General features: G+C 70.2%; 11 protein-coding genes, 1 tRNA gene and 1 pseudogene. 9 read left to right on the plus strand and 4 right to left on the minus strand.

Annotated elements, in window-relative coordinates; translation table 11 throughout:
* Positions 1-53 precede the first annotated feature (53 nt).
* The 3 genes from aroA to GA0115254_RS42120 all read left to right on the plus strand — a co-directional run bounded on the left by aroA (position 54) and on the right by GA0115254_RS42120 (position 2804).
* Positions 54-1370, plus strand: coding sequence for a 3-phosphoshikimate 1-carboxyvinyltransferase (gene aroA, locus GA0115254_RS42110; protein ID WP_093900539.1), 1317 nt, complete (start codon positions 54-56; stop codon positions 1368-1370).
* 3 nt (positions 1371-1373) lie between these two features.
* Entirely contained in the window at positions 1374-2390 is a 1017-nt protein-coding gene (gene rsgA, locus GA0115254_RS42115) for a ribosome small subunit-dependent GTPase A (RefSeq protein ID WP_093900540.1), read from the plus strand.
* Between the two features lie 90 nt (positions 2391-2480).
* The gene (locus GA0115254_RS42120; protein WP_093900541.1) at positions 2481-2804 is read left to right on the plus strand and encodes a DMT family transporter; all 324 of its coding nucleotides are present in this window, start codon (positions 2481-2483) and stop codon (positions 2802-2804) included.
* Between the two features lie 121 nt (positions 2805-2925).
* Here GA0115254_RS42120 and GA0115254_RS42125 read toward each other — a convergent pair whose 3' ends face one another.
* A complete protein-coding gene (locus GA0115254_RS42125) occupies positions 2926-3543 on the minus strand; it encodes a TetR/AcrR family transcriptional regulator (protein WP_093900542.1) in 618 nt (205 codons plus the stop codon).
* A 118-nt stretch (positions 3544-3661) separates the two neighbouring features.
* Here GA0115254_RS42125 and hisN point away from each other — a divergent pair, with 118 nt between their 5' ends.
* Positions 3662-4462 (plus strand): histidinol-phosphatase, encoded by an 801-nt coding sequence (gene hisN / locus GA0115254_RS42130; protein ID WP_093900543.1) that lies wholly within the window; start codon positions 3662-3664, stop codon positions 4460-4462.
* A gap of 165 nt (positions 4463-4627) precedes the next feature.
* Positions 4628-5032 carry a CBS domain-containing protein gene (locus GA0115254_RS42135; protein WP_093900550.1) on the plus strand — a complete coding sequence of 135 codons (405 nt, stop codon included), beginning with the start codon at positions 4628-4630 and terminating at the stop codon, positions 5030-5032.
* 74 nt (positions 5033-5106) lie between these two features.
* Here GA0115254_RS42135 and GA0115254_RS42140 read toward each other — a convergent pair whose 3' ends face one another.
* Positions 5107-6558 carry a catalase gene (locus tag GA0115254_RS42140; RefSeq protein WP_093900544.1) on the minus strand — a complete coding sequence of 484 codons (1452 nt, stop codon included), beginning with the start codon at positions 6556-6558 and terminating at the stop codon, positions 5107-5109.
* A gap of 161 nt (positions 6559-6719) precedes the next feature.
* Here GA0115254_RS42140 and GA0115254_RS42145 point away from each other — a divergent pair, with 161 nt between their 5' ends.
* The 4 genes from GA0115254_RS42145 (at position 6720) to GA0115254_RS42160 (ending at position 10188) form a co-directional block, all read left to right on the plus strand.
* Positions 6720-7139, plus strand: coding sequence for a Fur family transcriptional regulator (locus GA0115254_RS42145; RefSeq protein ID WP_093900545.1), 420 nt, complete (start codon positions 6720-6722; stop codon positions 7137-7139).
* A 198-nt stretch (positions 7140-7337) separates the two neighbouring features.
* Positions 7338-8147, plus strand: a complete 810-nt coding sequence (locus GA0115254_RS42150) for an ABC transporter ATP-binding protein (protein WP_093900546.1) — start codon at positions 7338-7340, stop codon at positions 8145-8147.
* Positions 8144-9013 (plus strand): ABC transporter permease, encoded by an 870-nt coding sequence (locus tag GA0115254_RS42155; protein ID WP_093900547.1) that lies wholly within the window; start codon positions 8144-8146, stop codon positions 9011-9013. The genes GA0115254_RS42150 and GA0115254_RS42155 overlap by 4 nt, the downstream gene beginning before the upstream one ends.
* Before the next feature lie 32 nt (positions 9014-9045).
* Entirely contained in the window at positions 9046-10188 is a 1143-nt protein-coding gene (locus tag GA0115254_RS42160; RefSeq protein WP_093900548.1) for an ABC transporter substrate-binding protein, read from the plus strand.
* 63 nt (positions 10189-10251) lie between these two features.
* On the opposite strand, the gene GA0115254_RS42165 is transcribed toward GA0115254_RS42160, so the two are convergent.
* Positions 10252-10325, minus strand: a tRNA-Met gene (locus GA0115254_RS42165).
* A gap of 79 nt (positions 10326-10404) precedes the next feature.
* Positions 10405-11670 (minus strand): annotated as a pseudogene (locus GA0115254_RS42170) (sel1 repeat family protein); the annotation flags it as partial.

Raw genomic sequence — 11670 nt, forward strand, 5'->3', positions numbered from 1 at the left:
TCGTCTTGTTTGATCGAGATTCGGGTTCGCGGTGAGCCACTAAAGTGAGATCCATGACCGAAAGTGCCGTGCACCCCGCCCTCTGGCCCGCCCCCCGAGCGAGCGGCGCCGTCGACGCGACCGTCACCGTGCCCGGATCGAAATCGGTCACCAATCGCGCCCTCGTCCTCGCCGCTCTCGCCGCCGAGCCCGGCTGGCTGCGCCGCCCGCTGCGCTCCCGCGACACCCTGCTGATGGCCGAGGCGCTGCGCGCGATGGGCGTCGGCATCGAGGAAGGCGTCGGCCCGGACGGCTCCGGCGAGGCCTGGCGGGTCATCCCGGCCGGGCTGCACGGCCCCACCACGATCGATGTCGGCAATGCCGGGACGGTCATGCGCTTCCTGCCGCCGGTCGCGGCCCTCGCCGAGGGCCCGATCCGCTTCGACGGCGACCCCCGTTCGTACGAACGCCCGCTGAACGGCGTGATCGACGCGCTGCGGGTACTGGGCGCCCGGATCGACGACGACGGGCGCGGTTCGCTGCCGCTGACCGTGCACGGCGGCGGTGCGCTGGACGGCGGACCGGTGTCGATCGACGCCTCCTCGTCCTCCCAGTTCGTCTCGGCGCTGCTGCTGTCGGCGCCGCGCTACAACCAGGGGGTGGAGGTGCGCCACACCGGCGCGAGGCTCCCCTCCATGCCACACATCCGGATGACCGTCGACATGCTGCGGGCCGTGGGCGCCCAGGTCGACGAGCCGGAGACGGGCGGCGAGCCGAACGTCTGGCGGGTCTCGCCCTCCGCCCTGCTCGGCCGCGATCTGACCGTCGAGCCCGACCTCTCCAACGCCCAGCCGTTCCTCGCCGCCGCGCTGGTCACCGGCGGCCGGGTCACCATCCCCGACTGGCCCGAGCGCACCACCCAGCCCGGTGACGCACTGCGGGAGATCTTCACCGCGATGGGCGGCAGCTGCGAGCTGACCGAGCGCGGCCTCACCTTCACCGGTTCGGGCCGTATCCACGGCATCGACGTCGACCTCGGCGAGGTCGGCGAGCTCACCCCGGGCATCGCGGCGGTCGCGGCCCTCGCCGACGGCCCGTCCACCCTGAGCGGTGTCGCTCATCTGCGGCTGCACGAGACGGACCGGCTGGCCGCGCTCACCAAGGAGATCAACGAGCTCGGCGGCGACGTCACCGAGACCGCCGACGGGCTCCGCATCCGGCCCCGGCCGCTGCACGGCGGTACCTTCCATACGTACGACGACCACCGGATGGCAACCGCGGGGTCGATCATCGGCCTTGCCGTCCCCGGAGTGGAGATCGAGAACGTGGCGACAACCGCCAAGACCCTGCCGGACTTCCCGCAGATGTGGACCGGAATGCTCGGGGCCTGAGACATGCGCCGCTACGGCAAGAACCCCGACGAGGACGACATCCGGTTCCGCCCCAACCCGAAGGGCAACCGGCCTCGTACGCATACCCGCCCGAAGCACGAGGACGCCGAGGAGGGCATGGTCCTCACCGTCGACCGCGGCCGCCTCACCTGTCTCGTCGACGGCCGTACGGTCATGGCGATGAAGGCCCGTGAGCTGGGCCGGAAGGCAGCCGTGGTGGGTGACACCGTCTCCATCGTCGGCGATCTGTCCGGCGACAAGGACACCCTCGCCCGCATCGTCCGCATCGGTGAGCGCCGCTCGGTGCTGCGCCGGACCGCGGACGACGACGATCCGTACGAGCGGGTGGTCGTCGCCAACGCCGACCAGCTGGCGATCGTCACCGCACTGGCCGATCCGGAACCCCGCCCGCGGATGATCGACCGCTGTCTGGTCGCCGCGTACGACGGCGGGCTCTCCCCGCTCCTGGTGCTGACCAAGTCCGATCTGGCCTCCCCGGACAAGCTGCTGGAGGCGTACATCCCGCTGGGCGTCCCGTTCATCGTCACCAGCCGCGAGGAGCTGGAGAACGGCGACGCGGCGGAGCGGGTCCGCGAGCAGCTGCGCGACCGGGTCACCGCGTTCGTCGGGCACTCCGGTGTCGGGAAGACCACGCTGGTCAACGCGCTCGTGCCAAAGGACCGGCGGCGTACCACCGGGGTCGTCAACGCGGTCACCGGCCGTGGCCGGCACACCACCACATCGGCACTGGCGCTCCCCCTGCCCGACTACCGCGGCTGGGTGATCGACACCCCCGGTGTGCGCTCCTTCGGGCTCAACCACATCGACCCGTCCCGGGTGATCCACGCGTTCTTGGACCTGGAGCCGGGCACCGAGGACTGCCCGCGCGGCTGCACCCACGACAGCAATCAACCGGAATGCGCCCTGGACGCCTGGGTGGCGGACGGCCACGCAGATCCGGCGCGGCTTGAATCACTGCGGCGGCTGATGTCCACCCGGGAGCGACGCGAAGGCGACTGACCCCGGCACGTTTGCGATCTGCTGCCGCAGGTAAGTGCATAATCACGCCCAGCGAGGCAAGGCGGTCACCGACGTGGGAGGGCACTGACGATGGCGTGGCTGCTGGTCGTGGTCGCAGGACTTCTGGAGACCGGCTTCGCCGTCTGTCTGAAACTCTCGCACGGTTTCACCCGGCTCTGGCCGACCGTCGCGTTCTGCATCTTCGCCCTCGGCAGCTTCGGTCTGCTGACTCTGTCGCTGAAGAAACTCGACGTGGGGCCCGCCTACGCCGTATGGACGGGCATCGGCGCGGCGGGCACCGCGATCTACGGCATGGTCTTCCTCGACGACGTGGTCTCCACCCTCAAGCTGGTCTCGATCTCGCTGGTGATCGTCGGAGTGATCGGACTACAGCTCTCGGGCTCGTCCCACTGACCGCGCGTCGCGCTCACACCCCGGCAACCCGTTCGCGAGAAGTGGCACGCGGCGGTGTGACCGGCACCCGCGCCGGCGTCACCCGGCCCGCGACCGCTGCTCCGCCTCGCGCACCGAGCGGTCACCCGGTGGGCCGCCACTCCACCACCTCACGCACCAGCGGCGCCACCTCCCCCTCCGTCCCCGGGGGAGTCGGCACCAGCGCGTAACTCAGTGCGAGCCTCAGCGCGATCTCGCAGGTCGCGGCCAGTACCTCCGGGTCGTGTGGTGGCCGTCCCTCGTCGAGGGCGGCCACCGCTCGCGCTCCGACCTGGCCGAGCAGTTCGGCGGGCGTCGGCGTCCCGGCATCGGCCCGCCGCTGGGCGGGCACGAGCGATGCGGTCGGCGCCACGGGGTGTGGGGGACGGGGTAATCGCTCATCCCAGCAGCCCGTGAGCAACCCCCTGACCAGGGCATTCGCTCGAACGGCGCGGACGGTCCAGGCAGCGGTGGCCGCCAGCCTGTCCCCCGTACCGCCTGCTGATCCCAGAGCCCGGTCGACTCCGGCCAGATAGCCGTCGGCAGCGCTCCGGACCAAAGCGCGGCCCAAGCCGTCCTTGCCGCCGAACTCGTTGTAGAGGGTCTGCCGGGAGACTCCGGCGGCGGACGCGACATCGACCATGCGCACCGCCGACCAGGGCAGACCGGCCAGCGCCGAGAGTGCGGCGTCCAGCAATGCGTCTCGCGCTGTGGGCATCATCGCCTCCCGCGCCAAGGGCTCTGCTTCCCAGAGTTGACGCGCTTGAGGGGACTGTCAATGGTCCGGGCGGCCGCGGGGCCCTGTAGCTCTGTTCACCTGCGGTCGATACTGTGACGACATGCCCGATTACCACGATGATCTGCGCCTCGCCCATGTGCTGGCGGACGCCGCCGACGCGGCGACGATGGACCGGTTCAAGGCTCTGGATCTCAAGGTCGAGACCAAGCCGGACATGACGCCGGTGAGCGAGGCCGACAAGGCCGCCGAGGAACTGATCCGCGGCCATCTCCATCGGGCGCGCCCGCGCGATGCGATTCTGGGCGAGGAATACGGAATCGAGGGCACCGGCCCGCGGCGCTGGGTCGTCGACCCGATCGACGGCACCAAGAACTATGTACGCGGCGTGCCGGTCTGGGCGACGCTGATCTCCCTGATGGAAGCCGGGGAGGACGGGTTCCAGCCGGTGGTCGGCGTGGTATCGGCCCCCGCGCTGAACCGGCGCTGGTGGGCGGCGAAGGGTGCGGGGGCGTTCTCCGGCCGCAGTCTGACGTCCGCGACCCGGCTGCATGTGTCGAAGGTGGAGCGGATCGCGGACGCCTCGTTCGCGTACGCGTCGCTGAGCGGCTGGGAGGAGCAGGGCCGGCTCGACGGGTTCATGGATCTGACCAGGGCCTGCTGGCGCACTCGCGGGTACGGGGATTTCTGGCCGTACATGATGGTCGCCGAGGGATCGGTCGACATCTGCGCGGAGCCGGAGCTCTCGCTCTGGGACATGGCCGCGAACGCGATCATCGTCCAGGAGGCGGGCGGGAGGTTCACCAGCCTGGACGGAGTCTCCGGCCCCGGCGGCGGCAACGCGGCAGCCTCGAACGGACTGCTCCACCACGAACTCCTGGGCTATCTGAACCAGCGCTACTGATCCGGATCACGCCCCCGAGGGGCGTCGCGCACCACCGCACGCCCCCTCGGATGATCTCGTCCCCCCTTGTTCCGGTCTCGCATCGGTGCAACTCTGAGAGTCCCCCTGCTTGTGAACTTGTGAACCGACTCACGCAGTCGCTTCACGAAGGAGGTGGCTCTCTTCATGCTCGTCCGTGACGCCATGAGCACGCTGGTCCTCACCATCGGCCCCACCCATACACTCCGCCAGGCCGCCCGGCTGATGTCGGTCCGCCGCATCGGAGCCGCAGTCGTCCTCGACCAGGACACCAGCGGGCTCGGCATTCTCACCGAGCGCGACATCCTCAACGCGGTCGGCTCCGGCCAGAACCCCGATGTCGAGACCGCCGCCACCCACACCACCACCGATGTGGTCTTCGCCGCGCCCACCTGGACCCTGGAAGAGGCCGCGGAGGCCATGACGCACGGCGGTTTCCGCCATCTGATCGTGCTGGACGACCATGGACCCGTCGGCATCGTCTCGGTCCGCGACATCCTGCGCTGCTGGGCCCCCACCAGGCGCCGCCACCACGCGGAACTCGTCGGCTGAGCCCCCAAGAACGACCGGTGGGCCGGTCCCCTCCGAAGAGGGAACCGGCCCACCGTCGACGACAGGCGTCCTTGTCAGCCGCGCAGGGCCTGGACCGCGGCCTCCAGACGCTTGCCGAAGTCGCCGTCCGCCTGGCGGAAGTTGTTGATGGCACGCTCGGCGATGTCATCGCGCGACACCTTGGCGATGAACCCGGCGAGGTTGTCGATCAGCCGGGCCTTCTCGTCCTCGGAGTAGAGCCGGTAGAGGTTTCCGGCCTGCACGAAGTCGTTGTCCTCGGCGTGGCTCGGGGCCTCGTGCGTGCCGATCTCACCCGTGACCGAGGTGGGCTCCCACAGGGGCCGGTCCGTCTGGACCGGGCCACCGAAGCTGTTCGGCTCGTAGTTCTTCGCACCCTTGTGGCGGCCGTCGTAGAGGTAGCCGTCACGGCTGTTGGTGCGCGCCTCGGTGGCGTGCGGGCGGTTCACCGGCAGGTGGTCGGCGTTGATACCGACGCGGTAGCGATGGGCATCGCCGTACGCGAAGAGACGGCCCTGGAGCATCTTGTCGGGGGACGGACCGATGCCCGGCACGAAGTGCGCGGGGCTGAAGATCGACTGCTCGGTCTCCGCGAAGATGTTCTCCGGGTTGCGGTTGAGCTCCAGCTTCCCGATCTCGATCGGCGGGTAGTCCGCGTGCGGCCACACCTTGGTGAGGTCGAACGGGTTGAAGCGGTACGTGGCCGCCTCGGCCGCCGGCATGATCTGGACCTGCACCGTCCAGGACGGGAAGTCGCCGCGCTCGATCGCCTCGCGCAGATCGCGCTGGTGGCTGTCCGGGTCCTCACCGGCCAGCTTATTGGCCTCGGCCTGGGTGAGGTTCTTGATGCCCTGGTCGGTCTTGAAGTGGTACTTGACCCAGAAGACCTCGCCGGCCTCGTTGTTCCACTGGTACGTGTGCGAGCCGTACCCGTTCATGTGGCGCAGTGTGGCCGGGATGCCGCGGTCACCGAAGAGCCAGGTCACCTGGTGGGTGGACTCGGGCGACAGACCCCAGAAGTCCCAGACGTTGTCCGCCTCCTGCGAGCCGGTGTACGGGTCGCGCTTCTGGGTGTGGATGAAGTCCGGGAACTTGATGGCGTCCTTGATGAAGAACACCGGGGTGTTGTTGCCGACGAGGTCGTAGTTGCCCTCTTCGGTGTAGAACTTCAGCGCGAAGCCGCGGGGGTCGCGCACCGCGTCGGCGGAGCCGAGGTTGCCCGCGACGGTCGAGAAGCGGAGGAACGTCTCGGTCTGCTTGCCGACCTCGGAGAGGAACTTCGCCCGCGTCCACTGGGAGACGTCACGGGTGAGCGTGAACGTGCCGTACGCACCGGCACCGCGGGCGTGCACGATGCGCTCCGGAATGCGCTCGCGGTTGAAGTGCGCGAGCTTCTCCAGCAGCGACTGGTCCTGCACCAGGACCGGACCGCCGACGCCCGCGGTCTGGCTGTTCTGGTTGTCGGCGACCGGCGCGCCGGCCTCCGTGGTGAGCGGTCCCTGCGTCACGTGCGCCTCCTGCGTCGTTCCTGCACATTCGTCATGTCCTGCACAGCCTGTCCCTTGGCGTATGCCGATCCCGATCCTACAATGGACATAGTCCAAGTCAAGTGAACATCCAAAGTCACACCCGTTCGGGACCCGGTCCCCCCACTGTTAGGCTTGTTCCCATGAGTGACCTGTTGGAACGACTTCGCGGACGCGGCTGGCGCATGACTGCGCAGCGGCGCGTCGTGGCCGAGGTCCTCGACGGGGACCATGTGCATCTGACTGCTGACGAGGTCCACGCCCGGGCCGTCGCCAAGCTGCCCGAGATCTCCCGCGCCACCGTCTACAACACCCTGGGCGAAATGGTGACGCTCGGCGAGGTCATCGAGGTCTCCACGGATCGCCGGGCCAAGCGGTACGACCCGAACGCACACCGCCCCCACCACCACCTCGTCTGCGCGAGCTGCGGCACCATCCGCGACGTACACCCGGCGGGCGACCCGCTGGCGGATCTGCCGAGCGACGAGCGGTTCGGTTTCACGGTCTCCAATGTCGAGGTGACCTACCGCGGTATCTGCCCGAACTGCGCCGCGACGACCTGAGTCCCGCCACGGAAGGCCCCGGTGCGAGCATCGCGCGCACCGGGGCCTTCCGCATACCCCCTCGCAGGGAATGACACACCTCCCCGCCACCAGCACGTGCGCACCCCCTTCCCGAATCTGACGGGTAGTCATATCGTCTGCGGCGATCACGTCCGCCCCGCGGCGGATCCGCACCTCGATACGCGCGAGGAGAGACCCGTGGGAGATCCGCACCCGACCCCACCCACAACCGCAGCCACCAGTCCCAAACTCCGCGCCGACGCGCTCACCCGCTCGTTCGGGCGCGGCGCCAAGGCCCTGCCCGCCCTCGGCCCGCTCGATCTCTCCGTCGCGCCGGGCGAGTTCACCTGCATCGTCGGCCCGTCCGGCTGCGGCAAGTCCACGCTGCTCAGGATCGCCGCCGGACTGCTCCGCCCCAGCTCCGGCGAACTGTCCATCCGTACGGCCTCACCCCGTCCGGCGGCGATGATCTTCCAGGACTACGGGATCTACGACTGGAAGACCGTGCTCGCCAATGTCCGGTTCGGTCTCGACATCCAGCGCATACCGCGCAAGGAAGCCGATGCCAGGGCGCGCGACTGGCTTGCCCGGATGGGGCTCTCCGATTTCGCGGGGGCGTATCCGGCAACCCTCTCCGGCGGTATGCGGCAACGGGTCGCGATCGCCCGCGCCCTCGCCGTCGAACCCGAAATGCTGCTGATGGACGAGCCGTTCGCGGCGCTCGACGCCCAGCTGCGCACGATCCTCCAGGACGAGCTGCTCGACCTCACCCAGACCACCCGTACCACCACCCTCTTCATCACCCACAGCCTCGAAGAGGCGATCGTGCTCGGGGACAGGGTGCTGGTGATGTCCGCCAGACCGGGGCGGATCATCGCCGAGCGCCGCCCACCGTTCGGCCGGCCGCGCACCGGCGGGGTCCGGTCGGCACCCGAATTCACCGCGCTGAAGAGCGAGTTGTGGGAACTTCTGCGCGGTGAGGTGCGCAGGGAGGCGGTCCCGGCATGACCACCACCGTGAACGCCACGAAGCCCGACGACGGCGTCCTGATCCGCAGACCGGGCCCGCAGGAGCTGTATCCGGTACGCACCCACCGCAGACGCCGCGCCCTGGAACTCACGCTCGCCGTCGCCGTACCGCTGCTCCTCGTGCTGCTCTGGCAACTGGCCGCCGCACAGTCCTGGATCGACGACCGGGTCTACCCCGCCCCCTCCACCATCCTGGCGGACGGCTGGGACCGGGCGGGCGCCGGTGAACTGTGGCCGGATGTATGGGCCACGCTCAAGCGGGTCCTCGGCGGCTATGCGATCGGCACCGTCGCGGGATACGCGCTCGGCCTGCTGATGGGCTCGCTCTCACTCGTACGGGCGGCGCTGGAGCCGTTGCTCGATGCCTTGTACGTCGTGCCGAAGCTGGCCCTGCTGCCGGTCTTCCTCAACATGTTCGGCCTCGGTGAAGGACCGCAGATCGCCCTGGTCGCCGCGACCGTCTTCTTCTTCGTCTGGATCTCCACCATGGCGGCCGTACTCGCCGTACCGGTCGGCCACCGTGATGCCGGTCAGGTCTTCGGCGCCTCGCCCTGGCAGATGTTCCGCCATGTGCTGCTGCCCGCGTCGCTGCCCGCGGTCCTGGTCGGGGCACGGATCGCGGCAGGGGTGGCCGTGCTCGTCATCGTCGCCTCCGAACAGATCGCCGCGGCCGACGGTCTCGGCCATCTGATCTTCGACTCCCGGGCACTGTTCCAGAACGACGTGATGTTCGTCGGCATCGTGTGTGTGGCGGTCCTCGGTGTCGTCTTCTCCGAAGTGGTGCGGATCGCCGGGCGGCTGCTCACACCGTGGGCCCCGCGCGACCGCGGCCGCAGCCAGTCCTGAACGGCTCCCCACGTTCTTCGTACGGAGGCACTGTGCGTACACACACCCCCTTCACCTGCACCGTCGTGCTCGTCACGGCATCCCTGCTCGGCGCGGCAGGCTGCGCCGGCAACGACTCCGGCGGCGACAGCGCCGCCGCCGCACCGCGCACCGTCAAGCCCGTCGCGGGCTGTGGCGGCGGCAGCTGGACCGACCCGGCCGACCTCGCCCCCGACCGGAAACCGGCCCGCTGCGACAAGGGCGCCCCGGCGGCCCGGCCCCTGGCGAAGAAGCGGAAGATCACCGTCGCCACCGGCACCCTGAGTGCGGAGTACGTCGCTCCGCTCCAGGTCGCGGTGGCGAAGGGCGAGTTCACGAAAGAGGGGCTGGACGTCGAACTGAAGGTACTGCCCACCCCGGACGCCCTGCCGCTGCTCGCCAGGGGCGATGTGGACGCCCAGTGGGCGGCTCCCGAGGCAGCCGTGATGAACGGCATCAACGGCGGCTTCGACATCAGGTGGGTGGCAGGGAACTTCTCCCCCGACCCCACCTCCAAGAGCGGCCTGTGGGTTCGTCTCAAGGACGGCGAGAGCGCCGATCACGTCGAGATGGCGGGCCGGAAACTGGGCACGATGATCGGCAAGGGCTCGGTCATCGCGTACCCGATGGACACCTCCCTGAAGAAGCACGGCGGCGGCCTCGACAGGATCAGCTTCCAGCAGCTCGGTTCCGCGGATGTGCTGACCGCGCTGCAGAACGGCGGCGTGGACTCGGCCTGGCTGCTCGACCCGATCTGGCGCAAGGTGGACGGCGACAAGAAGTACGCGTTCCTGGGCGGCCAGCCTGTCGGCGAACCGCTCGGCGGCCTGCTCTTCGGCCCGACGCTGCTGAACAAGGACCCGGACGCGGGCGTCGCCTTTCTCCGCGCCTACATCCGGACGGTGAACACCTACTTCGCCGGCGATTACAAGTCCGATCCCGCCTTCGTCGCCGAGCTGGCGAAGCTGATGAAGACCGACGAGGCCACACTGCGCTCGACCCCGTCGATGCGGATGGACTGGGAGATACGGAAGGGCACGACGGACCGGCTGCAGCAGGCGTACGCCGATTCGGGTGTCTCGAAGGGGGCCCCGGTGCCGGAGGCGAAGGCCGTCGACCGGGCGATGTACTCGGAGGCGGTGGGCCACAAGCTCTGACTCGCGCGCAGACGTACGAACAGAAGGCCGGACCCTCTAAAGGATCCGGCCTTCTGTGTTCAGTAGCGGGGACAGGATTTGAACCTGCGACCTCTGGGTTATGAGCCCAGCGAGCTACCGAGCTGCTCCACCCCGCGTCGTTGAAACCAACAGTACGTGACGCCCTGGACCAGCGCAAATCCGTTTCTGCGGGCCGTGCGGGGGCCGCCGCGCAAGCTACGCGGTCAGCTCCTGATGCAGCGCCTCGCGCAGCCGGGCAGCCCGCTCGGCGACCTCCGCCGGGCCCAGTTCGACCGCCCGTGCGCACCAGCGCTGCCCCTCGGTGAGCTCCCCGCGGCGGGCGGCCAGCAGGGCGAGGCGCAGCGCGGCCCGGCCATGCCCGTCGTTCGCGGCACGGCTCCACCACAGCGCGGCCTCGCGCTCGCTGCCCTCGCGGGCCAGCAGCAGCCCGAGATTGAAGGCGCCGTTGCGGCTGCCCGACTCGGCGGCCTCGCGGTACCAACGGGCCGCACTGTCCACGTCGCCACGGGCCGCCGCGAGCATCCCGACCCGCACCTGGGCGCGGCGATGCCCCTGCTCGGCGGCCCGCTCGTACCACTCCTCGCACTCGGTCTTCTCCGGCATCGGCTCGCCGAGCGCGGGAGGTCCGGGCGGCGGCTGCCGCGAGTCCAGCACCCCGGCCAGCCGGAAGGCGGCCTCGGCGCTGCCTCCGCCCGCCGCGCAGCGCAGATGGCGCTCGGCCGCGTGCTCCTCGCCGCGGTGCAGCAGGGCCATGCCGACCTGGAGCGCTGCCTCGGTGTGGCCTGCCGCGGCGGCCCGCTCGTACCAGACCAGTGCCGTCCGGTCCTCGTCGCGTCCGGCGTACAGGATGCCGAGGTTGAAGGCCGCATCGACGCTGCCCGCCTCGGCCGCCTTGGAGAACCAGGGCTCGGCGCCGGTCGCGTCGCCCGCCTGGAGCAGGAGTACGGCCAGTGCGTTGGCGGCTTCGCGGTGCCCCGCGTACGCGGCGCGGCGGTACCACTGCTCGGCCTGCGGCGTACGGTCCTGGGCCGCACAGAGCAGCCCCAGGTTGTAGGCCCCGTTGACGTCGCCCGCGTCCATGGCGGCGCGGTACCAGCGCTCGGCGGTCTGCTGCTCGCCACGGGCGGCATGCAGGGCGCCCAGGGCGTTGGCGGCGTTTCCGTCGCCGTCCTGGGCGGCACGCAGCCACCACACGGCGGCGCTCTCCTCATCACCCGCGTCACGCAGCAGGAATCCGAGCGCGCACGCGGCCCGAGCCTCGCCGGCCTTCGCGGAGATGAGGTACCAGCGACCGGCCTCCTTGGGCTCGCCGCGCTGTTCGAGGATGGCGCCGAGGTGCAGGGCGGCACGCCGGTGGCCACGCGCGGCGGCCTGCCGGTACCACTGCTCGGCCTCGCCCACGCGCCCGGTCGCCGGACCGGCCATGGGGCCGTCGTCCGAGCGCACCGCGGAACGGGCGGC

The organism is Streptomyces sp. Ncost-T10-10d, assembly GCF_900091955.1.
Taxonomy (GTDB): Bacteria; Actinomycetota; Actinomycetes; order Streptomycetales; family Streptomycetaceae; genus Streptomyces.

Excerpts from the sequence above, each read along its gene's own strand:
- aroA (WP_093900539.1), top strand. The coding sequence starts at position 54 with ATGACCGAAAGTGCCGTGCACCCCGCCCTCTGGCCCGCCCCCCGAGCG.
- rsgA (WP_093900540.1), top strand. The coding sequence starts at position 1,374 with ATGCGCCGCTACGGCAAGAACCCCGACGAGGACGACATCCGGTTCCGC.
- GA0115254_RS42120 (WP_093900541.1), top strand. The coding sequence starts at position 2,481 with ATGGCGTGGCTGCTGGTCGTGGTCGCAGGACTTCTGGAGACCGGCTTC.
- GA0115254_RS42125 (WP_093900542.1), bottom strand. The coding sequence starts at position 3,543 with ATGATGCCCACAGCGCGAGACGCATTGCTGGACGCCGCACTCTCGGCG.
- hisN (WP_093900543.1), top strand. The coding sequence starts at position 3,662 with ATGCCCGATTACCACGATGATCTGCGCCTCGCCCATGTGCTGGCGGAC.
- GA0115254_RS42135 (WP_093900550.1), top strand. The coding sequence starts at position 4,628 with ATGCTCGTCCGTGACGCCATGAGCACGCTGGTCCTCACCATCGGCCCC.
- GA0115254_RS42145 (WP_093900545.1), top strand. The coding sequence starts at position 6,720 with ATGAGTGACCTGTTGGAACGACTTCGCGGACGCGGCTGGCGCATGACT.
- GA0115254_RS42155 (WP_093900547.1), top strand. The coding sequence starts at position 8,144 with ATGACCACCACCGTGAACGCCACGAAGCCCGACGACGGCGTCCTGATC.